The 22,277-nt window shown below is 70.5% G+C and carries 19 protein-coding genes; 2 read left to right on the top strand and 17 right to left on the bottom strand.

The features are described 5' to 3' along the window. A partial coding sequence (gene leuS, locus B3I25_RS02985; RefSeq protein WP_286737763.1) for a leucine--tRNA ligase occupies positions 1 to 1,596 on the bottom strand: 1,596 nt, incomplete at its 3' end. 178 nt (positions 1,597 to 1,774) lie between these two features. On the opposite strand from leuS, the gene B3I25_RS02980 reads away from it, so the two are divergent. Together B3I25_RS02980 and B3I25_RS02975 are read left to right on the top strand one after the other, a co-directional pair. Continuing rightward, on the top strand, positions 1,775 to 2,830 hold the full coding sequence (locus B3I25_RS02980) for an alpha/beta fold hydrolase (RefSeq protein ID WP_098053468.1): 1,056 nt from the start codon (positions 1,775 to 1,777) through the stop codon (positions 2,828 to 2,830). After that, entirely contained in the window at positions 2,827 to 3,930 is a 1,104-nt protein-coding gene (locus tag B3I25_RS02975) for a glycosyltransferase family 4 protein (RefSeq protein WP_098053469.1), read from the top strand. The genes B3I25_RS02980 and B3I25_RS02975 overlap by 4 nt, the downstream gene beginning before the upstream one ends. Before the next feature lie 120 nt (positions 3,931 to 4,050). Here the strand turns inward: B3I25_RS02975 and B3I25_RS02970 are convergent, their stop codons facing one another. The 16 genes from B3I25_RS02970 to B3I25_RS02895 form a co-directional block, all read right to left on the bottom strand. Continuing rightward, entirely contained in the window at positions 4,051 to 4,788 is a 738-nt protein-coding gene (locus tag B3I25_RS02970) for an ABC transporter permease (RefSeq protein WP_229566321.1), read from the bottom strand. 179 nt (positions 4,789 to 4,967) lie between these two features. After that, positions 4,968 to 6,146, bottom strand: a complete 1,179-nt coding sequence (locus B3I25_RS02965) for an ABC transporter substrate-binding protein (RefSeq protein WP_286737760.1) — start codon at positions 6,144 to 6,146, stop codon at positions 4,968 to 4,970. Next, the gene (locus B3I25_RS02960; RefSeq protein ID WP_286737758.1) at positions 6,143 to 6,904 is read right to left on the bottom strand and encodes an ABC transporter ATP-binding protein; all 762 of its coding nucleotides are present in this window, start codon (positions 6,902 to 6,904) and stop codon (positions 6,143 to 6,145) included. Before B3I25_RS02960 ends, B3I25_RS02965 begins: the two co-directional genes overlap by 4 nt. Then, positions 6,901 to 7,986 (bottom strand): acyl-CoA dehydrogenase family protein, encoded by a 1,086-nt coding sequence (locus B3I25_RS02955; protein WP_064845870.1) that lies wholly within the window; start codon positions 7,984 to 7,986, stop codon positions 6,901 to 6,903. The genes B3I25_RS02960 and B3I25_RS02955 overlap by 4 nt, the downstream gene beginning before the upstream one ends. An 87-nt stretch (positions 7,987 to 8,073) precedes the next feature. Beyond that, the gene (locus B3I25_RS02950) at positions 8,074 to 8,613 is read right to left on the bottom strand and encodes a DUF4242 domain-containing protein (RefSeq protein ID WP_145004750.1); all 540 of its coding nucleotides are present in this window, start codon (positions 8,611 to 8,613) and stop codon (positions 8,074 to 8,076) included. Positions 8,614 to 8,866: 253 nt separating this feature from the next. Continuing rightward, a complete protein-coding gene (locus B3I25_RS02945; protein WP_286737755.1) occupies positions 8,867 to 11,239 on the bottom strand; it encodes a primosomal protein N' in 2,373 nt (790 codons plus the stop codon). A 29-nt stretch (positions 11,240 to 11,268) separates the two neighbouring features. Next, a complete protein-coding gene (gene metK, locus B3I25_RS02940) occupies positions 11,269 to 12,474 on the bottom strand; it encodes a methionine adenosyltransferase (protein ID WP_145004757.1) in 1,206 nt (401 codons plus the stop codon). 11 nt (positions 12,475 to 12,485) lie between these two features. Then, positions 12,486 to 13,784 (bottom strand): bifunctional phosphopantothenoylcysteine decarboxylase/phosphopantothenate--cysteine ligase CoaBC, encoded by a 1,299-nt coding sequence (gene coaBC, locus B3I25_RS02935; protein WP_286737753.1) that lies wholly within the window; start codon positions 13,782 to 13,784, stop codon positions 12,486 to 12,488. Next, a complete protein-coding gene (gene rpoZ / locus B3I25_RS02930) occupies positions 13,781 to 14,245 on the bottom strand; it encodes a DNA-directed RNA polymerase subunit omega (RefSeq protein ID WP_286737752.1) in 465 nt (154 codons plus the stop codon). Before rpoZ ends, coaBC begins: the two co-directional genes overlap by 4 nt. Positions 14,246 to 14,318: 73 nt before the next feature. Then, complete coding sequence (gene gmk, locus B3I25_RS02925) at positions 14,319 to 14,894, bottom strand: guanylate kinase (RefSeq protein ID WP_131332973.1); 576 nt, start codon at positions 14,892 to 14,894, stop codon at positions 14,319 to 14,321. A 111-nt stretch (positions 14,895 to 15,005) separates the two neighbouring features. Continuing rightward, complete coding sequence (mihF, locus tag B3I25_RS02920) at positions 15,006 to 15,320, bottom strand: integration host factor, actinobacterial type (protein WP_064845875.1); 315 nt, start codon at positions 15,318 to 15,320, stop codon at positions 15,006 to 15,008. A 167-nt stretch (positions 15,321 to 15,487) separates the two neighbouring features. Beyond that, on the bottom strand, positions 15,488 to 16,444 hold the full coding sequence (pyrF, locus tag B3I25_RS02915; RefSeq protein ID WP_064845910.1) for an orotidine-5'-phosphate decarboxylase: 957 nt from the start codon (positions 16,442 to 16,444) through the stop codon (positions 15,488 to 15,490). Between the two features lie 40 nt (positions 16,445 to 16,484). Next, the gene (carB, locus tag B3I25_RS02910; protein WP_064845876.1) at positions 16,485 to 19,805 is read right to left on the bottom strand and encodes a carbamoyl-phosphate synthase large subunit; all 3,321 of its coding nucleotides are present in this window, start codon (positions 19,803 to 19,805) and stop codon (positions 16,485 to 16,487) included. Beyond that, the gene (gene carA, locus B3I25_RS02905) at positions 19,805 to 20,989 is read right to left on the bottom strand and encodes a glutamine-hydrolyzing carbamoyl-phosphate synthase small subunit (protein ID WP_064845877.1); all 1,185 of its coding nucleotides are present in this window, start codon (positions 20,987 to 20,989) and stop codon (positions 19,805 to 19,807) included. The genes carB and carA overlap by 1 nt, the downstream gene beginning before the upstream one ends. Positions 20,990 to 21,046: 57 nt before the next feature. Next, positions 21,047 to 21,541, bottom strand: coding sequence for a hypothetical protein (locus B3I25_RS02900; protein WP_064845878.1), 495 nt, complete (start codon positions 21,539 to 21,541; stop codon positions 21,047 to 21,049). 22 nt (positions 21,542 to 21,563) lie between these two features. After that, the coding region (locus tag B3I25_RS02895) for a dihydroorotase (RefSeq protein ID WP_286737748.1) at positions 21,564 to 22,277 on the bottom strand (714 nt) is incomplete at its 5' end.

Raw genomic sequence — 22,277 nt, 5'->3', positions numbered from 1 at the left:
GGACGCGTAGCGCAGGTAGTACCACGAGGAGTCCACGAACGTGTCCATGGTGTCGGTGTCGCGCGTGGCCTGCCCGCCGCACGCGGGGCACGCCACGGTGACCCAGTCCGACGCCGCTGCGAGCGGGCTCCTGCCCTTGGGTGCGAGTTGCTCACCGCGCAGGTCCTCGGGCAGCCGCACGGGCAGCTGGTCCTCGGGCACGGGCACTTCACCGCACGAGGGGCAGTGCACGATGGGAATGGGTGCACCCCAGAACCGCTGCCGGGACAGCAACCAGTCCCGCAGTCGGAAGTTCACGTGATGCTCGCCGGTCCCGGCCTCAGTGACGATCTCGATGGCCTTGGCCACCGCCTCCGCCTTGGACAGCCCGTTCAGCGGTCCGGAGTTGATCAGGGTGCCGTCGCCGGTGGTGGCGACCCCCGTGCTCGCGGGGTCCTCCTCGCCGGTGTCCAGGACCGCGCGCACGGGCAGGTCGAAGGCCCGGGCGAAGTCCAGGTCCCGCTGGTCGTGGGCGGGCACCGCCATGATCACGCCGGTGCCGTAATCGGCCAGGACGTAGTCCGAGGCCCACACCGGCAGCTTCTCGCCCGTGAGGGGGTTGACCGCGTAGCGGCCCAGGAACACACCGGTCTTCTCCCGGTCGGAGGCCTGACGCTCGATGTCCGACAGTGCCTTGACGTCCTCCCGGTACGCGGCGAGCGCGTCAGCGTGTTCGGGGGCCACGATCTCCTGGGCGATCGCGGCGTCCGCGGCGACCACGCAGAACGTGGCGCCGTGGAGGGTGTCCGGGCGGGTCGTGAACACGGTGACGGTACGCCCGGAGGTGTCCTCGGGGTCCGCGCCCTCGGCGGGGGCGCCCTCGATCACGAACTTCACGTGCGCGCCCTCGGAACGCCCGATCCAGTTGCGCTGCATGGCCAGCACGCGCTCGGGCCAGTGGCCCTCCAGCTCACCCATGTCGTCCAGCAAGCGCTGGGCGTAGTCGGTGATCTTGAAATACCACTGGTTCAGGGACTTCTTGGTCACAGGGGTGTGGCAGCGCTCGCACGCACCGTTGACCACTTGCTCGTTGGCGAGCACCGTCTGGTCCTTGGGGCACCAGTTGACCGGGGAGTCCTTCCGGTACGCCAACCCGTGCTTGTAGAACTGCAGGAACAGCCACTGCGTCCAGCGGTAGTACTCGGGGTCGGACGTGTGGATCTCCCGGTCCCAGTCCACGCTGATCGCGTAGCGCTTGAACGAGGCGCGCTGGGTGTCGATGTTGCGGTAGGTCCACTCCGCGGGATGGGCGTCACGCTTGATGGCGGCGTTCTCCGCCGGCAGGCCGAAGGAGTCCCAGCCGATCGGGTGCATCACATCGTACCCGCGGTGCAGCCAGTAGCGGGAGACGACGTCCCCCATGGCGAACGCCTCCGCGTGGCCCATATGCAGGTCCCCCGAGGGGTAGGGGAACATGTCCAGGACGTAACGCCGCGGAGCGGAACCGTCGTCCCGGGGCGCGAAGACCCGGTTGTCCTCCCAGTAGCCGGACCAGGTGGCCTCGATGCGCTGGACGTCGTAGTCCGTGCCCGCATCCGGGGTGCTGTGCTCGCTCACGTGCCTCGCCTTCAAAGTTCACGGGGATGGGCCGGGGATGCTCGCTCGCCCCGGTACCGGCGCGGTGACAGCCTGGTCCCCCGTTCTCGTGTGGGGATTTCTCCCAGTTTAGACCAGCCCGCCACCGCGCCTCTCCCGGCTAGCATGGATGCGCCGACGCCGCACGACTGGAGGACCCGTGGAGAACACCTACGCCGAACGCCGCAGCGTGCAATTGGACGGGTACCGCGTGCGCTACTGGTTCTACGACGCGGACAAGAAGCACAAACCGTTGCTCGTGATGCTCCACGGGTTCCGCGGGGACCACCACGGTCTGCAGCTGATCGCGACCGCCCTACGCGAGAAATACCACGTGGTGCTACCGGACCTGCCCGGTTTCGGACGCTCGGAGCCCTTCCCTGACCGAGAACACTCGGTGCCCAGCTACGTGGAGTTCGTGCGCGAGTTCCTCGAGGCACTGACCGATAACGCCGTCCATCCGGGCTGCGAGACGGGCATCGTGCTCGCGGGGCACTCCTTCGGGTCCACCCTGGCCGCGCACTTCGCCGTGGAGTACCCCGCCATGGTGGAACGGTTGATCCTGCTCAACCCCATCTCAGAACCCGCCCTGGCCGGACAGCAGAAGCGGCTGACCAAGCTCACGGAGCTCTACTACTCCGCGGGCGCGTCCCTCCCCCGGCGGCTGGGCACCAAATTACTGACCTCAAACGCCGTCGTGAAACTCATGACGGACGTGATGGTCAAGTCCGAGGACCCGGGGATCCGCAACTACGCGCTGCGCCAGCACCAGGCCTACTTCAACACCTTCGCCAACCGGGACGTGCTCACCGAGGCCTATCAGGCGTCGATCTCCCACACCGTCGCGGAGGTCGCGATGAACCTGACCATGCCCACCCTGCTCATCGTGGGCGACCAGGACGAATTGGGCTCCGTGCACTCGCAGCGCACCATGGCCTCGTGGATCCGCAGCCACAGCCTCAAGATCATCCCCGGGGTGGGTCACCTGATCCACTACGAGACCCCGCAGCTCGCGGCGGAATACATCGAAGACTTCCTGGCGTCCCCCGCGCCGGAACCCCTCGAGGGCTACGACCAGTTACCCCACGCGGACACGACCGCCTCCACCCCGGACCAACTCACCGGGATGATCCCCGCGGTGGACCCCGGCTCCGGTGAGCACCAGCTCACCAAAGAGGCCACCGCGCGCGGACTCTACGGGACCCACGAACGGTGAAGCTGCTCTTCGACGCCCGCTACATCCGCACCGATCACCACGATGGGATCAGCCGCTACAGCGCCGAACTGCTCGCCGCCACGGCTCGGGCGGTTGCCTCCGATCCGCGCGTCCGCCTCGCCGCACTGATCAGCGATCCCGCCCAGGCTGCCCTGATCTCCGAGGGTCTGCCCACGCTGCTGGGCCCGTCCGTTACGTCCCCGGCCGAGGTGCTCACGGGCGCCCTGCTGAGCCGGTACGCACCCGACGTCGTGTTCTCCCCCATGCAGACCATGGGCTCGCTGGGGCGCCGCCACAAGCTGATCCTCACGCTGCACGACCTGATCTACTACGAGCACCCGCAGCCCCCGGGCGATCTTTCCTTGCCGGTGCAGTGGGGCTGGCGCGCGTACCACAAGGCCTGGTGGCCCCAGCGGCTCACGCTCAACCGCGCCGACGCCGTGGCCACGGTCTCCGAGACCTCCCGGCAGCAGATCCTTGCGCACCGCCTCACGAAACGGGACGTGCGCGTGATTGCCAACGCGGCGCCGTCAGCGGGGGTCCCCGAGGACGAGGCGCTCGCGCGGCTTTCACGCCGCGGCACGGACCTGGTGTACATGGGCTCGTTCCTGCCGTACAAGAACGTGGAGACCCTGCTGCGGGCGATGGCCCACCTCCCGGGGCGCACCCTGCACCTGCTCTCGCGCATCTCCCCCGCGCGCCGCGCCGAGCTTCAGGCCCAGGTGCCGGCCGGGGCCCGCGTGGTCTTCCACGGCGGAGTGGGCGAGGAGCAGTACCGCGAGCTGCTGTCCTCGTGCGCCGCGCTGATCACGGCCTCCCGCGCGGAGGGCTACGGCCTGCCGCTCGTGGAGGCCTTCGCCGAGGGTGCGCCTGTCGTCTGCTCCGACCTGCCGATCTTCCGCGAGGTCGCCGGCGATGCCGCCGGCTACGCTCCCGCGGACGACGACGCCGCGTTCGCCGCCCGGGTGCGCGAACTCACGAACCCCACCGTGGCCCACGAACGCGTGCTCGCGGGGTTGGAGCGGATCTGCGAGCACACCTGGGAGGACTCCGCGCGGGACCTGCTGGACCTGGCGTGGGAGCTGCACCAGCGCGGTTGAACCGCTGTGCACAGCTCCCCCGTACTCGCCCCCCCGGTTCTCGGCCCTGGGGTCTTCAGCCCGGAAGGTTTCAGCAGCCAGCGCTCCGGACGGTGACCGGGGGCGACGTCGCCGACCCCCTCAGGTGCGCACCACCCGTTCCCGCAGCAGCCACTGGGCGAGGGCGTCCAGCGCGATGCCGAGCAGCCCGATGACGAGGATCACCACGAGCATCTCGTCGTAGGCCAGACGGTCCCTCGCGTTGAGGATCTCGTAGCCCAGCCCGGTGCTGACCCCAAGCATTTCCGCGGGCACCAGCACGACCCACGAGATGCCCAGCGCTAGGCGCACCCCGGTCATGACGTAAGGACGGATGCTCGGAAACACCACCGTGAGCAGCCGCTCGAACGGTGTTGCGCCCAGGGTACGTGCCACCCGGAGGTGGGCCGGGTCCAGCGCGGCGACCCCCGCCGCGGTGTTCAGGGTGATCGGCCACACGGCGGCGGCCGCCACGAGGAAGACCACCGGCGCACTGCCCACTCCGAACAGGGCCACGGCCACCGGTGCCCACGACAGCGGCGAGACCATCCGCAGGAACTGCACCACGGGCGCGCTCGCCCACCGCACCCGTTGCCAGGAACCGATCACCAGTCCCAGCGGCACGCCGATCGCCGTCGCCAGCAACAGACCGCCGAGCAGGCGCCACAGACTCGTGACTGCGTCCTGGACCACAACTCCCCGTTCCAGGAGCGAACCGACGGCACCTGGCAGCTGCTCGGGGCGGAAAGCCGCGATCATCGTGGACCCGCCGGCGGCCGCGTGGGTGAACGCCCACCACGCCGCCACGGTCACGAGGACGCCGAATGTGCCCCAAGCCACGGCCGCACCTCGTCCGGCGCCCCCGCCCGCCCGTCTCCGGGACGTGGACGGCGATTTCGCTCGGTCACTGTGCGCACCCGCTCTGGAGTCTCGGACAGGGGCCGAGCCGGTGCCACCCGCTGACGGTGCGGCGGCGAGATCCGTGCCCGTGCTCTTGGGCGTGCTGCGGGATGTGGGACTCATGCCTGGATCTCCTCGGTGCGTGTGGTGCCGTGCATCCCGAACGCACCCCAGCCGCCTGCCCTTGCGATGCTCCGGGTCACCAATGCGTCGTCCACCAGCTCGCGGTGCGCGGTGGCAGGATCGAGCCCGGTGAGGAACCCGGCGGGGGCATCCACCACCGTGTCCTGCATCGCGCGCACCAGCTCCTGCGTGAAACTCGGGTACGGGTAGGGCCGGAAGTCCAGCGACTCGCCGTGCCAGTCAGGGTGGTGCAGCGCGTCGGCGTGCGCGGCCGCGGTGTAGGTCAGGGCCCGCTGGATCACGGGCTTCGGCTGCGGGAGGTAGCCGGAGGCCAACACCGCCGCGGTCTCGGGGCGGTTTGTCCGCGCCCACGCCTGCGCGCGGACCAGCGCGTCCATGAAACCCGCCGCCTGCTCGGGACGATCCCTCAGCAGCTCCCCGCGCAGCATGGTCACGCAGCAGGCGTGGTCCCGCCACACGTCCCCCAGGAACCGGTGGATCGTGCCCACGTGCTTCGCCTCCGCGGCCGCGTTGAACGGGTCCGCGACCACGTACCCGCCGATCACCCCGTTGTTCAGTGCGGGCAGCATGTCCGAGGGGGCCATCGGGACCAGCGCCACGGTCCGGGCGCTCGTGGACGGGCTCTCACGCATCACGGGTGTCAGCCCCTCGGCGCGGAGCATCTTCTGCACCACCACGTTGTGGATGGACCACCACGCGGGAATCGCCACGGTGCGGCCGGCAAGCCCCGCCAGGTCCGTGATCTCCGGGTGCACAGTGAGCGAAGAGCCGTTCATGTGGTTCCACGCCGTGATCCGCACGTCCGCCTGCAGCTCGTAGCGCATGTACAGGGCCATGGGCATGAGCATGTGGATGGCCTCCACCTTGCCCGCCACGAAGGCCTCGGACAGTGAGGACCAGCTGCGGAACAGGACGGGCCGCGCGACGGCCACCCCGGCGTCGTCGTAGTAGCCGTTGGCGTGGGCAACCAGCAGGGGCGCGGCATCAGTGATCGGCAGGTACCCGATGCGCACGGGCCGTGAGCCGCCGTCACCACCGCTGCCGATGCGGGTTCCCGTGTAGAGGGAACCGGCGCCCCACGCCGCACCCGTCAGTGCCACCGCCGCGGTCCCGGCGCGCAGGACGGTCCGCCGTGTGGTGAGAGACCCGCTCATATCTCCCAGGTTCCCGCCTCGTCGTCCGTGCCGCGGTACGTCGCGAGAATCTGTCCGGCCGTGGTGCCGTCCTGGGACGGAACCCACTGCCGCCGAAAACCGCGCGGTCCGGCGAAGAAGCCGATGCGGTCCCCCAACGCCATGGCCTCGGCGACGTCGTGCGTGACCAGGAAGACCGTCAGCCCGAGGTCAGTGGTCAGCTGCCGCAGCCACTGCTGCAGGTCCTCGCGGGTGGCGGGGTCCAGCGCGCTGAAGGGTTCGTCGAGCAGCAGCACGTCCGGGCGCACGGCGAGCGCCCTGCCCACGGAGACCCGCTGGGCCTGGCCGCCGGAGAGCTCCTCCACGGGGGTGTGGGCGAGGTGGGAGAGGCCGAGGATCTCGAGCAGCTCGCCCACGTGCTCGTCGTCGAAACGGTCGTGGTTGCGCCGGTACCTGCCGCCGAGGGCGATGTTGAGCCGCACGGACAGCCAGGGGAACAGTGCCGGGGTCTGGAAGACCACGGCAAGGCGGGCGTCAGGGTCCGAGAACTCGATACTGCCTCCGTCGAGGGTCTCGAGCCCGGCGATGGCACGCAGCAGGGTGGACTTCCCGGAACCGCTGGGGCCCAGCACGGCGAGGGTCTCGCCCCGGTGCAGGGTGAGGTCCACGCCGTCGAGGGCGGGGTCGGAGGCCCCCGGGTAGGTTTTGCTGACACCGTGCACCCGCAGCGCCGTGCCCGGGTCCGTGGTCACCGCGGTGCCGTCGTGCCCGTGCCTCACCCGAGCCTGCGCAGTTCCCACCGCAGGTGGCCTTCCGTGGGCGACTGGACGGGCAGAAACGCTGCTTCCCGTGCGCGGCGCGCCGTGGGCGAGGACAGCGCGTAGCCACGGCCGCCCACGATCTTCGCCTCCAGGCGGGTGGCCTCGCCGGTGAGCAGGGCTGCGTCGAGGCGCAACTGCAGGAGCTCGCGGGGTGCGGCGGCACGCGGTTCCCGTGCCAGGCGCACGAGGTCCGCGCGCAGGCGCTGCTGCTCCGCCACGGCGTCGTCCAGGTCCTCGCGGAACATCTCGCCGACGCCGCCCAGGTTCTCCCGCGCGCTCGTCAGCGCCGCCGCGGAGAGACCGAGGCAGAACGAGGTCTGCAGCAGCAGGAACGGTCCGCGGACCGTGGCCAGGAACCCGGGGACGTCCTCGGTGAGGACGTCCTGCTCCGCGTCGATCTCCACACCCTCCAGGCGCAGGATGCCGGACGCCGTGGCGTTGAGCGCCATGAGGTTCTCCAGCGGCCGCACGCTGACCCCGCGGGCCGCCACCCGGGTGCGGACGATCGCGGGGCGTCCGTCCTCCCGGACGACCGGCAGGATCACGACGGCGTCCGGGTACAGGTTCGAGGCCCACGGCACGGTGCCGTCGAGCACCAGGTGGTCCCCCCGGCGGGTGAGCGTCACGGGGATCTCACCGATACCTGCCGCGGCCTTGAACGCCGGTGCCATGGCGGAGCACAGCGGCACGTCACCGGTGCGCAGCTCAGACGCGACGGGCGCCCCCACCGCGTCGAGGTACTCGAGGCCGGAGCGGTGGCCCCACAGTGAGAACGCCGTGGCCGTGCACTCGGCCGCGAGGTCGAAGACGACGGCTGCCTGTCCACGCAGGTCCCCGCCCCCGAGACCCAGGTCCAGCAGGCCCCGCTGCCCGAGCTCGCGCAGGGTCTCGAACGGGGTGGTGTCCGCCTCGTCGGTGGCCCTGGCACGCTCGGCCGCGCGTGCCCGGACCAGGCCGTGTTCCGGGTAGTCGGTCAGTGGGGCCAGGAGCTCCTGGTCGGAGGCAGTCTCGAAGGTTGCCGAAGCACTGGGCTGGGACATGGGTTCCGTTCTGACGAGGCGTGCGCCGGGTGCCGCGGCCCGTGGTGGGCTGCGGCACCCGGTGGTGGTGACGGATGGACGCGGGACTCAGACCTCGAGCTTGAACATCCGGTCGAAGGGGGTGCTCACGGCCGCGCGGGCACGCACCACGGCGTCCTCGTCCGGAGCGTTGTAGAAGCACAGGCACTTGGCGGTGTCCTCGCGGACGTAGGTGCGCAGGAACGACACCTCGGGAACCTCGGCGTACTTGGGCGAGTTCGCCTTCTTGCGGGCGAGGTACTGGTCCATAGTGATCTCGGCGGGGATGTCCCACTCCACGAGGTAGTCGGTCTGGCCACGGAGCTTCTTGATGTCCTCGAGCTCCGCGCCCACCAGGCGCACCTCGTCCGGGCCGGTGACCTCGGTGACGGAATCCCCCAGCGCCGTGCGCACGGTCTGCGCAAGACCCTCGGGCGTGTCCTGCTGCGTCTCCACGACGACGAACACGCGAGCGTGGTCCGCCGTCACCTGGGACTCGATGAGTTCGGCAGAGGCCTGCGTGACAGCGCTCGACGTCGCATCGATGATCGAGCGCACGGCCTCCTTCTCGGCCACGGCGGGAACAATTTCAATGAGCTGCAGCGACATGCGGATCCTTTCGGGAACGGGTCTGCGGTGATGACTCGCGCGCACGCCGGGACTCTTTGCCCCGGTGCGCGGTGCCACCCCGCGTGAACGTGCCCTCCACCGTAGGACTGCCCCGTCCACCCCGTGCAAGAGGATTAACAATTCGACACATTTGACTGAGCAGCTCAGCCAGTCCTGGTGCACGCATGCGGTCCAGGTCCCGCCTCGCGATCCGCGGCACGTCAGGGTCCGTCGACGAGGGCTGTGACGCGCCCTACAGCAGGTCGGCGACGTCGCAGCGCACCGTGACCGGCGCGTGTTCGCGCAGCGCGGAGGCGCGTGCCTTCTCCGCCCGCAGGGCACCGGTGACCCGCGGCGCGATCCCGAAGCCGAAGAACAGCAGCGCACGGTAGGGCCGGTTCCCGCCGCGCTCCGAGGAGCGGGCGGCGTCGGCACCGTCCAGAGTGGCGGCGTCGTTGGTGACGGTCTCAGCAAGGTCGGCGCCATTGCCGGGAGTCTGCTCCACCGGTGCGGGGCCAACCACACGAACGGGCTCGGGCAGCGCAAGGTCCCGCAGGGTGGCGTCCACGGCATCCCGCGGGCCGGTCAGCGCCGCTGTCCGCACAGCCGGTGGCAGACCCAGCTCGTGGCGCTCCCGCAGCTCTCGCTCTGCGTGCCCAGCCGGGTCCCAGCGCACGAGCGCCGAGACGGCACGGTCCTGGTCCGCCGTGACCACCACGGTGCCGCCGTCGGAGGACGCCCGCACCAGGGCGGCGGCGTTGAACCACCGGCGCAGGGTCTGCTCCTCCGCACGCAGCCACGGCCGGGCAAGCATCCGGTTGCCGTCCAGCAGCAGCGCGGCGGCGTAGCCGCCGTCCGCGACGGGCTCCGCTCCCGGAGTCGCCACCACGAGCGCCGGGGCGGACCCCACCCGGGTCCGCACGGTGCGGTCGCTCGACGAGATCACGGGCACCTGCGGGAACGAACGGCCCAGCTCCTCCGCGGTCCGGGACGCCCCCACCGTGCTCAATCGCACCCGGGTGAACCCACACTCCACGCACCGCCAGTCATGGGCGTGACGCCCGCACCACGTGCACACCGGCACGGCGTGGGCGGAATCCAGCGCGAGGGGCCCGTCGCATGCCTGGCAGCGCGCGGGCGTACGGCACCGCTGGCAGGCGAGCACGGGAGCATAGCCCTTACGCGCCACCTGCACGAGCACGGGCCCGGACTTCAGGGCCTCGCGCGCCACCCGGAACGCCTCGTGCGGCAACCGGGCGCGCGCCGCGAGCGGGTCGAGGGCGGTGTTGTAGGAATCGGAGGTCGCTTCGATGCGCGGGGAGAACCGGCGCAGGTCCGCGCGATCTGGTGCCACGCGCGCCGCCCACCCTGTGGCCACGAGCCGCAGCACCTCGGGACTCACCGCGTACCCCGTGAACAGTGCGGCCATACCCTGTTGCTGGGTGCGCAGCAACAACACGTCCCGCGTGTGCTGGTAGGGGGCGCGCTGCTCCACGAAGTTCACGTCCCCGTCGTCATGACAACACACGAGCGCGAGGTCCTGCACCGGTGCGTACGCGGCCGAGCGCGTGCCCACAGCCAGGCGCTTCTTCCCGAGCGCGAGCTCGAGGAACCCCCGGTAGCGGGGCGTGGGTCCGTCGTCGGCGTGCAGGCGGACGACGGCGTCCTCCCCCACCAGCTCGCACAGCGCCCGTTCGAGCCGCTCCAGTGCCTTATGGTCCGCGACCACGCCCACAGCCCCACGACCAGCGGCGTACGCGGTGGCCATGGCGCTCGCGGTCAGCCCCGCCCAGTCATGGTCCTCGGCCGAGGGCAGTACCTCCACGACCGCGCGCGCCGGCTCACCACGCCCCACGGACGCCACGAACTCCAGGCCGCCCGTGTAGTGCTGCCAGCCGGTCGTCCCGGGCTCCACGGGGGACGAGGGCGCTCGGCCGGGCTCGGGGGCCGCGGTCGGGTCCGCATCGGCGGCGCCGTCGGAAGCGGGGCCCGCTGATAGGTCGGCCGGCACCGCGGCGTCGTCGTCCGCATTCACGACGCCCGTCTCGGAGGTCTCGGCGGCTTCGGGAGCCGCGAGCTCCTTGTCCACCCGCGCGACCCGCGGGGCGATCGCGACCCGCAGGACGTCCGCGACCGTGCCCGCGCAGCGTTCGGCCACGGCCTGCGCGAGCTCGACGATCTCGGGGCGGGCCACCGGCAGCGGCGTGAGCACACGGCGGATGGGCAGCAATCGGTCCTCGGGGACGTCCGTGTGGGCCACGCGATCCACGACCCACCCGGACATCTTCCGTCCCGCGAAAACCACCGAGACCTTGGACCCCACGACCGCCTGGTCGTCGAGGGCAGCGGTCACGCGGTAGTCGAAGACCCGGTCCAGGTGCGGGACGTAGGCCTCGAGCAGGACCTTGGCCACGGGGTCGCGCGCCGCGCGACCCTCGGAGCCCAGGGCCTTTCGGGGCAAAGTACGCGGCTGGACCGGGGGTGCGGCCTCGGGCAGACCCGCGAGCGCGAGCTGCTCACCGGACGTGTCCCGCTCGGGGGTGTCCCGGTCCGCGGGGACGGAACCCGCAGTCGCGGAGTCCGGGCGCGCGGTGCCCGCCGACTCCAGCCTGGGAGACTCCGACATGACGGGCTCCGTCCCGGCGGGGTCGGGGCTCACAGCCCCGCGGCGGAACGCAACTCCTGGACCCGGTCCGTGCGCTCCCACGTGAAGTCGGGGTCGTTGCGGCCGAAGTGACCGTGGGCGGCGGTCTTGGCGTAGATGGGTCGCTTGAGGTCCAGGTCCTCGATGATCGCCAACGGCCGCAGGTCGAAGACCTCGGAGATCGCCTGCTCGATCCGCGCGGGGTCCACGGTCTCGGTGCCGAAGGTCTCCACGTACAGGCCCACGGGACGGGCCTGGCCGATCGCGTAGGCCACCTGGACCTCGGCGCGACGGGCCAGTCCGGCGGCCACGACGTTCTTGGCGACCCAGCGCATCGCGTACGCGGCGGAGCGGTCCACCTTGGAGGGGTCCTTGCCGGAGAACGCACCACCGCCGTGGCGGGCCATGCCGCCGTAGGTGTCCACGATGATCTTGCGCCCGGTCAACCCGGCGTCCCCCACGGGCCCGCCGCGTACGAAGTTGCCCGCGGGGTTGACGATGATCTTGGTCGCGGACAGGTCCAGTCCGGAATCCTCCAGGACGGGGCTGATCACGCTGGTCGTGAGATCGCGCGTGAGCTGGTCCAGGTCGTAGTTCTCCGCGTGCTGGGAGGAGACGACCACGGTGTCCACGGAGACGGGGGTGTGCCCGTCGTAACCCAGGGTCACCTGGGTCTTGCCGTCCGGGCGCAGACCGGGCAGCACCGCGGTCTTGCGCACCCGGGTGAGCTGCTCGGACAGCCGGTGCGCCAACAGGATGGGGGCGGGCATGAGCGTGTCGGTCTCGTCTGAGGCGTACCCGAACATGATGCCCTGGTCCCCTGCGCCCTGCGCGTCCCGGGGGTCACGCGCGGCACCGGTGCGCTCCTCGAGGGACGTGAACACACCCTCGTAGATCTCGTTGGACTGCTCGCCCACGCTGATGGACACACCGCAGAACTCGCCGTCGAAACCATGCACGGAGGAGTTGTACCCGATGTCCAGCAGGGTCTTGCGCACGATGTGGGGGATCTCCACGTACGCGTCCGTCTTCACCTCGCCCGCCACGTGCACGAGGCCCGTGGTGACCATGGTCTCCACGGCCACCGAGGAATTGGGGTCCTCGGTCAGCAGGGCGTCCAGGATCGAGTCGGAGATCTGGTCACAGATCTTGTCCGGGTGCCCCTCGGTCACCGACTCGGACGTGAAGATTCTCAGGTGCTTGCTCGCTTCGTTCACGGGAGACCACATTACCCGTCGGTGCGGATGTCCTCGGCGATGCGCTGCAGCACGAACCGCGCCACCTCGTCCTTGGTCCCGCGCGCCCCGCGGTCCTCGCCCGAGCGGGCCGAGATCACCGTGACCTCGGTGTCGTCGCGACCGAAGACCTTGTCCGTGCCCACCTCGTTGAGCACGAGCAGGTCGCAGCCCTTGCGTTCGAGCTTGGCGCGGGCGAAGTCGAGCACCGAGTGCTCGGCGTCCCCGGTCTCGGCGGCGAAGCCCACGATCAGCTGCTCAAGAGAGCGCTCGGCACGCTGGGCCACGACGGCGCGCAGGATGTCCGGGTTGCGCACCAGCCGGATCACGGGGTCCGTGCCGTCCTCGGACTTCTTCATCTTGTGCTCGCCCACGGTGCCCGGGCGGTAGTCCGCCACGGCGGCGGCCATGATCACGACGTCGGCCTCGCGCGCGGCAGCCAGGGTCGCGTCCTGCAGCTCACGCGCCGAGGACACGCGCGTGATGTCGACGCCGCTCGGCAGCTCGGTCTCCACGTGCGCGACGATCAGGTGCACGTGTGCGCCCGCATCGCGTGCGGCGTGGGCCAGGGCCACGCCCTGCTTGCCCGAGGACCGGTTGCCCAGGAAGCGCACGGGATCCAGGGCTTCGCGCGTTCCGCCCGCGGTGACCAGGACGCGGCGTCCGCGCAGAGCGTCGTCGCCGTCGGACGATGAGTGGGCGGAGCTGGAGGCGGGGTCCACGAGGGCGAGCGCGGCGTCGAAGATCTCCTGCGGCTCGGGTAACCGGCCCGGGCCGCTGTCCTTGCCCGTGAGCCGACCGCTGGCCGGGTCGAGGACCGCGTGGCCGTGCTCGCGCAACAGGGCGACGTTGCGCTGCGTGGCCGGGTTCTGCCACATCTCGGTGTGCATGGCCGGGGCCAGCAGCACGGGCGCGGCGGTCGCGAGCACCGTGGTGGTCAGCAGGTCGTCCGCGTGCCCGTGGGCCACCCGGGCCATGAGGTCCGCCGTGGCCGGGGCGATCACCACGAGGTCCGCGGCCTGGCCCTGGGCCACGTGGTTGACCGTGTCGATCCGGTCGAAGACCGACCCCGAGACGTGCTCGCCCGTGAGGGCCTCCCACGTGGGCGCACCCACGAACTGCAGGGCGGCCTCGGTGGGCATGGGCACCACGTGGTGGCCGGCCTCGGAGAACAACCGGGACAGCAGGGCGGCCTTGTATGCGGCGATGCCCCCGCCCACACCCAACACCACGCGCAACGGGGCGCGGGGCGGGGCGGGGACGGGGGCGTCGCGGCCGTGCGGGTCGGTCACTGCTCGGAGGACTCCGCGGAACCCTCGGCGGGGTCCTCGGTGTCTGCGGCCGGGGTCTCCTCGGAGGTCTCCCCCAGCTGGACGCCGTCGGAGAACACCGCGGTGCCGTCCTGCTCACCCTGGGCGAAGAAGTCGCCGGTGAACATGTCCGTGGCGGTGGGCTCGTCGCTGACCATCTGGCCGTTGGGGGTGAACCCGGCGTGGTCCACGTGCACGGCCTCGATCAGGCCCTCGTCGACCTCACGGAACGCGATGGACAGGGGCTTCTCGTTGAGCTGGGTGTCCACGAGCGGACCCACGTACTCAAACAGACCCTCGTGCAACTGCGAGTAGTAGGCGTTGATCTGGCGGGCACGGCGGGCCCCGAAGATCACGAGTCCGTACTTGGAATCCGTCTTGTCGAGCAACCGATCGACGGGCGGGTTGACGATGCCTTCGTTGTTCGTGCTCACGTGTTTCATGACTCCTGTGGTGGACGGGAAAGGTGGTGCTACTGGCCGTGGGGGTTGCGCGGATCCGGGGCGGGTGACCGCCTCAACGGTGCGATGCGCTCGGCAACCCCATGAGGGCCACGAGTTCGGCGGCGGCGCGTTCCACCGTGTCGTTGACGACGGTGTGATCGAACTCGGGTTGCGCCGCGAGTTCCAGTTTAGCCGTTTCCAGCCGACGCTGCTGTTGCTCGGGGGTCTCGGTGCCCCGGCCCACGAGCCGGTGCACCATTTCCTCCCAGCTCGGCGGGGCCAGGAACACGAACTGGGCGTCCGGCATGGCCTGGCGCACGCTGCGCGCTCCCTGCAGGTCGATCTCGAGCAGGACGCTGCGCCCGGCCGCGAGCGCTTCCTCCACTTTGTGGCGCGGTGTGCCGTACCGGTTGAGGTTGTGCACGACCGCCCATTCGAGCAGGTCGTGGCGATCGATCATGTCGTCGAACTCGGCGTCGCTGACGAAGAAGTAGTGCACGCCCTCCACCTCGCCGGGCCGCGGCGCACGCGTGGTGGCCGAGACGGACAACCACACCTGCGGGTAGTGGTCCCGGATATAGGTGGACACCGTTCCTTTGCCCACGGCCGTGGGGCCGGCCAGAACGGTCACGGTGGGTGTGGGACGCACGGATACCTCCGGGAGAAGACGGTGACGGGCGAGCGGTCAGCTCGCCCGTCACTGTATCAACCGCGGGTCCTAGTGGTTGCGCCCGGGATCGTGCGGATCGGGGACCAGGGTTCAGCGGTCCAGGTAGTCCACGAGCGCCTTGCGCTGGTGCTGACCCAGGCCACGCACCCGGCGGGTGGGTGCGATCCCGATCTGCTTCATGATCGCCGCCGAGCGCACCTTCCCGATCCCGGGGGTGGCCTCGAGCAGTTCGGTGACCTTGAGGCGGCTGACGGCTTCGTCCTCCTCGCCCCTGCGCAGCACTTGTGCCACGGTGATCGACCCGTCCCGCAGTCCCTTCTTGATCTCCGCCCGCGCGGTCCGCGCCGCCGTGGCTTTCTCGCGCGCGCGTGCGCGCTCTTCGTCCGTCAGTGGCCGCAATGCCATGCCCAGCTCTCCTCCTCGTGTGACAGCGGCTCGGCCGTGCGCCTGATGGGGGGGGACGCACGCAAGCCGTCCCCCTGAAAGTACCGGACACGTTTGCCGCCGTAAACACGATGAACGCCCCCCTGACGTGGCCTTTCGGGCCGCCGCCAGGGGCGTTCACGGGGGTCTCAGGAGAGCTGGAGGTGCGTGCGTAGTTCCTCGGTGCTGCGGTCGATGGCGTCCCGCAGCGCGGGGACGTCGGGACCGTGACGCAGCACACCTCGCGAGGAGTTCGCGAGCACTGTGGGCCTGACGTGCTCAAACACCGTGGCCACGGCCGCGGCGTCCGCGCCCTGGGCACCGTAACCGGGGGCCAGGATCGGCCCGTTCAGGGTGCTCAGATCGATGTCCAGGGACGCCAGGGCCTCCCCCACGGTCGCCCCGATCACCGCTCCGCACGAGCCCAGGGTGGCCACCGACGGTGACGTCACGATTTCATCACGATTGTTCCCGGCCCCCGTATTGGCGCCGGTGACACCGCGAACGGCCGCCGCGGTGGCGCCGTCCGACGGCGCCGTCGAACCGTCCGGGGACGACGACGCCGTGCCCGGCCGGGGCTGCGCCGTCGCGTTCTCCCGGGCGATCGCGGCCAGGACGGACCCGGCCACGGACCCGGTGCCGCCCACGTGCTGGACGGACGCGCCCTCCGGGTTGGAGGTCAGCGCGAGCACGAACGTCCCGCGCCCGGTCTCACGCGCGAGGTCCAGTGCCGGGCGCAGGGACTCGAAGCCGAGGTAGGGACTCAGCGTCACGGCGTCGGCCGCGAGGGGCGAGTCGTCGGAGAGCCACGCGCTCGCGTAGGCCGCCATGGTGGAGCCGATGTCCCCGCGCTTGGCGTCCGCGATGCTCAGCAGCCCGGCCGCGCGGGACTCCCGCAGGACGCGCTCGAGCACCGCGAAGCCCGCGGAACCGTACGCCTCGAACAGGGCGACCTGCGGTTTCACGGCCGCACACCGCTCCGCCGCGGCCTCCAGGACGCCCAGCGCGAAGCGTTCGAGGCCGTTCGCCGTGGCGGGCAGCCCCCACGCGTCCAACAGGGACGGGTGGGGGTCGATGCCCACGCACAATGGACCCGCAACGGTCATCGCCCGTTCGAGGCGGGCCCCGAAGGGAACGCGCGCGAACTCAGCCACGGGTGTCCCCCGCGGCGACCTGCTCCCGCAGCTTCTGCTCGTGCTCCTGCAGGGACGTCACGGACCACGAGTACTGCCGCTGCGCGGTGATCGCCTGCAGCGCCGCACCGAGCTCCGAGACCGTCGTCATGGTGGGCACGCCCACGGACGTGGCCGCCGCACGGATCTGGTACCCGTCGCCGCGGGCCTGCTGACCGCCGGAGGGCGTGTTGAAGATCAGGTCGATCTTCCCGTCCGTGATCAGGTCCGCAACCGAGGGGGACCCGTCGTCGGCGTCGGCGATCTTGGCCACGACCGTGGACTCGATGCCGTTGCGCCGCAGCACCTGGGCCGTGCCGCCCGTGGAGACGATCTCGAAGCCCAGGTCCGCGAACATCTTCACGGGGATCACCGCGGAGCGCTTGTCCTTGTTGGCCACCGAGACGAACAACCGCCCGGACGTGGGCAGCGGCCCGCCCGCGGCGGCCTGCGCCTTGGCGAACGCGGTGTCGAAGTAGCGGTCGATGCCCATGACCTCACCCGTGGAGCGCATCTCGGGGCCCAGCAGGGAGTCCACCACGGTGCCCTCCGGGGTGCGGAAGCGCGCGAACGGCAGCACGACCTCCTTGACCGCGGTGGGGGTCTGCTCGGGCAGGGTCGTGCCGTCGTAGTCCGCGGGGAGCATCCCCTGCTCGCGCAGCTCGGCCACGGTGCGCCCGGTACCGATCAGCGCGGCGGCCTTGGCCATCTGCACGCCCGTGGCCTTGGACACGAACGGCACCGTGCGCGAGGCCCGCGGGTTGGCCTCGATCACGTAGAGCACATCTGAGGCGAGAGCGAACTGCAGGTTGATCAGACCCTTCACGCCCACGCCGCGCGCAATGGCTTCGGTGGCCTCGCGCACGCGGGAGATCACGTCCGGGCCCAGGGTGATGGGGGGCAGCACGCACGCGGAGTCACCGGAGTGGATCCCGGCCTCCTCGATGTGCTCCATGATCCCGCCCACGTAGCAGTCCTTGCCGTCGTAGAGCGCGTCCACGTCGATCTCGATCGCGTCCTCGAGGAACTTGTCGATCAGGGCCGGGCGGCTCGGGCTGACCTCGGTCGCGTTCTCGAGGTAGGACTTCAGGGACGCCTCGTCGTAGACGATCTCCATCCCGCGCCCCCCGAGCACGTAGGACGGGCGCACCAGCACGGGGTAGCCGATCTCGTGGGCGATCCGGCTGGCCTGCTCGAAGGTGTGGGCCGTGCCGTTCTTGGGCTGGCGCAACCCCGCCTCAGTGAGCACGCGCGCGAACTCCCCGCGGTCCTCGGCCAGGTCGATCGCCTCGGGGGTCGTCCCGAGGATCGGCACGCCCGCGGCCTTGAGGTCAGCCGCGAGCTTGAGCGGGGTCTGCCCGCCGAGCTGCACGAAGACACCGAGCAGCCCACCCGAGCGGCGCTCGGCCTCCACGACCTCCATGACGTCCTCGAACGTGAGCGGTTCGAAGTACAGCCTCGTGGAGATGTCGTAGTCGGTCGAAACGGTCTCCGGGTTGCAGTTGAGCATCACGGTCTCGTACCCGGCCTCGCGCAACACCATGGACGCGTGCACGCACGAGTAGTCGAATTCGATCCCCTGCCCGATCCGGTTGGGCCCGGAACCCAGGATCATGACCGAAGGCTTCTCGTGCGGGGCCACCTCCGTTTCGCGGTCGTAGCTCGAGTAGTGGTACGGGGTGAACGCCTCGAACTCGGCGGCGCACGTGTCCACGGTCTTGTAGACGGGGCGGATGTCCAGCGCGTGGCGCACCCCGCGCACCACCGATTCCTCGAGGTGGACCAGCTCACCGATCTGGGCATCGGAGAAGCCGTGGCGCTTGGCCTCCCGCAGCGTGACCGGGCGCAGGTCCGGGTCCGCGCGCACCAGGTCCGCGGTCTCGTTGAGCAACTGGATCTGGTCCAGGAACCACGGGTCGATCGCCGTGGCCTCGAAGACCTGTTCCACGCTCGCACCCGCGAGAAGGGCCTGCTGCACGTTGCGCAACCGGTGGGTGGTGGTCTCGCGGCACGTCTCCACGAGCCGGGCCACCGTGTTGGGCCCGGGCTCCACGGCCGGGCGGGCGAAGCTGAAGGACGAACCCTTCTGCTCGAGCGAGCGCATGGCCTTCTGCAGCGCCTCGGTGAAGTTGCGCCCGATCGCCATGGCCTCACCCACCGACTTCATGGTCGTAGTCAGCGTGGGGTCCGCGGCCGGGAACTTCTCGAACGCGAAGCGCGGGACCTTCACGACCACGTAGTCCAGGGTGGGCTCGAAGCTCGCGGGGGTCTTCTGCGTGATGTCGTTGGGGATCTCGTCGAGCGTGTACCCCAGGGACAGCTTGGTCGCGATCTTGGCGATCGGGAAGCCCGTGGCCTTGGACGCGAGCGCCGAGGAACGGGAGACGCGCGGGTTCATCTCGATGACCACGATCCGCCCGGTTGCGGGTTCCACCGCGAACTGGATGTTGCACCCGCCTGTGTCCACGCCCACTTCACGGATCACGGCGATCGCGATGTCACGCATGCGCTGGTACTCGCGGTCGGTCAGGGTCAGGGCCGGGGCCACAGTGATCGAATCGCCCGTGTGCACGCCCACTGGGTCCACGTTCTCGATCGAGCACACGACCACCACGTTGTCGTTGGCGTCGCGCATCATCTCGAGCTCGTACTCCTTCCACCCCAGGATGGACTCCTCGAGGAGCACCTCCGAGGTGGGTGAGTACTGGATCCCGGCGCCGGCGATGCGGTGCAGATCGGTCTCGTCGTACGCGAGACCCGAGCCCAGTCCGCCCATCGTGAAGGACGGGCGCACGACCATGGGGTAACCGAGCTTCTCGGCGGCGACGAGCGCCTCGTCCATGGAGTGCACGATGATCGAGCGCGCGGACTCCGCGCCGCAGCGTTCGACGACGCCCTTGAAGGCCTCGCGGTCCTCGCCCAGGTTGATCGCGTCCACGTCCGCGCCGATCAGCTCGACGTCGTACTTCTCGAGCACGCCGTTGGCGTCCAGGGCCAGGGCCGTGTTCAGCGCGGTCTGCCCGCCCAGGGTGGGCAGCACGGCGTCGGGACGTTCCTTCGCGATGATCTTCTCGACCGTCTCCGGGGTGATGGGTTCCACGTAGGTGGCGTCCGCGAACTCGGGATCGGTCATGATCGTGGCCGGGTTGGAGTTGACCAGGATCACGCGCAGCCCCTCATCCTTCAGGACGCGCAGGGCCTGGGTCCCGGAGTAGTCGAACTCGGCGGCCTGCCCGATCACGATGGGACCGGAGCCGATCACCAGGACGCTGTTGAGGTCTTGCCTGCGGGGCATTACTTGTCTCCTGCTTCCGGATCGGGGCTCTGACCGGCCCGGTCCATCATGTCGATAAAGCGGTCGAAGAGGTAGGCGGAGTCGTGCGGACCCGCGGCGGCCTCGGGGTGGTATTGCACCGAGAACGCGGGGATGTCCTCGCAGCGCAGTCCTTCCACGACGTCGTCGTTGAGCCCCACGTGGGACACGCTGACTCGCCCGTAGCGTGACTCGGGCGCGGTCACGGGCTCCCCCACGGGCGCGTCCACCGCGAAGCCGTGGTTCTGGGAGGTGATCTCCACCGTGCCCGTGGCGAGGTCCATGACCGGCTGGTTGATCCCGCGGTGGCCGAACGTGAGCTTGTACGTCCCGAAGCCCAGCGCGCGGCCGAGCAGCTGGTTACCGAAGCAGATCCCGAAGAACGGGATGCCCTCGTCCAGCACGCGGCGCAGCAGGGCCACCTGCTCGTCCGCGGTGGCCGGGTCCCCCGGGCCGTTCGAGAAGAACACGCCGTCCGGGTGCAGCGCCTGGACCTGCTCAAAGCTCACGTCCGCGGGCACCACGTGCACACGTACCCCGCGTTCGGCCAGGCGCTGCGGGGTCATGGACTTGATCCCCAGGTCCACCGCGACCACCTCGTGGCGCACCGGGGCGTCCCAGCCGTGCTCGCGCGGCTCCACCACGTAGGTCTCGTCCGTGCTCACGTGCTCGGCGAGCGCGCGGCCCGCCATCCCCGGCTGCTCGGTGACCCGCTGCACGAGCTGGGCCACGGGCTCACCGGCCTGATCGCCGGAGAAGATCCCGGCGCGCATCGCACCCTTGTCGCGCAGGTGGCGGGTCAGCGCGCGGGTGTCCACGCCCTGGATCCCGGTGATGCCCTGCTCGGCGAGCTCCTCGTCCAGGCTGCGCTCGCTGCGCCAGTTGGAGGGCCGGCGGGCGGGGTCACGCACCACGAAGCCGTTGACCCAGATCTTGCGGGATTCCATGTCGTCCAGGTTCACGCCCGTGTTGCCGATGTGCGGGGCGGTCTGGATCACGATCTGCCCCGCGTACGAGGGGTCGGTCAGGGTCTCCTGGTAGCCGGTCATCCCGGTCGCGAAGACCGCTTCGCCGAAGGCCGTCCCGGGGGCACCCCAGGCGCGGCCCTCGAACACCGTGCCGTCCTCGAGGACCATGACGGCCGGTTCGATGCGTGGTGAGTTCATGGCCAACTCCTTTCGTTGAGCGTGCCGGGAGCGTGAGGGCTCCCGGGAATTCGGTTCTCAGGCGTCCAGCAGGGCCGACGCCGCGTCCTCCAGTTGTCGGGATCCCTCACCGGTGCGCGCGCGGAAGCCGGTGTCCACGCGGGTGTCCCCGAGGTCCCAGGTCAGCACCACGAGTCCGTCGCGTTCCACGAACTTGCCGACCATCCCGGACGCGGTGGACACCGCGCGCAGATCCGCCCGTGGAATGAACACGTCCGGGGCGCCCTGGCGGTTGAGGAACACGCCGTCCGGGGCCACGATCGCCTCCGCGTTCGTGCGCACCCCCAGGTCATGCCCCGCGATACGTTCGAGCGGTTGGGCGGTGTAGGTGGTGACCACGTACATCCCGTCCACGCGCGCGGTGGCCCGCTGCAGCAGGTCCCGGGGCGCCTGGGCCGGCGCGGCCAAGCCCGCCTGGCGTCGCACCCGACCCCGCCAACCCCACCGGATCAGGGCGAAGAGCACCACGACGATCAGGATGGTCAACAGGGTGGGTACGAGCTTGTCCGACATGGGCGGCCTTTCGTGGGGGTGGTCAGCGGGTCAGCGGCGTGGCGGGTTCGCCGTCGCGCACCACGGGGTGACCGCGGTAGAACGTGGCGCGCACACCGCCGGGCAGGGTCATCCCCCGGTACGGACTATTGCGGCCCTTGGACGCGTGGATCGTGGGATCCACGGGGGTCTGACCGCTGGGGTCCCACAGCACGATGTTCGCGGTGGCCCCGGGGGCCAGTTCCTGGCCCTGGTCGGTCAGGCCCAGGATCCGGGCGGGGGTGCGGGACATGATCTGCGCCACGCGCTCCCACCCGATCAACCCGGTGTCCACGAGGGTCGACTGGACCACCGCGAGGGCGGTCTCCAGACCCGTCATGCCGTGGGCCGCGCAGCTCCACTCGCATTCCTTGTCCTCCGCGGTGTGCGGGGCGTGGTCCGTGCCGATCACGTCGATCGTGCCCTCGGCCACGGCACGGCGCAGGGCCTGGACGTCGTCGTCCGTGCGCAGCGGCGGGTTGACCTTGTAGACGGGGTCGAAGGTGCGCACGAGTTCGTCGGTGAGCAACAGGTGGTGCGGGGTGACCTCCGCGGTCACGGCCACGCCGCGCTCCTTGGCCCAGCGCACGATGTCCACGGACCCCTTGGTGGAGAGGTGGCAGATGTGCAGGCGGGAGTCCACGTGCTGGGTCAGCAGCACGTCCCGGGCGATGATCGCCTCCTCGGCCACCGCGGGCCAGCCCGTGAGACCGAGGTC

It is taken from the genome of Kocuria sp. UBA1838, from assembly GCF_002338785.1.
GTDB classification, from domain to species: Bacteria; Actinomycetota; Actinomycetes; order Actinomycetales; family Micrococcaceae; genus Kocuria; species Kocuria marina.
Note: the sequence above shows the minus strand (reverse complement) of the source record. Positions and strands in the feature narration are given on the sequence as shown.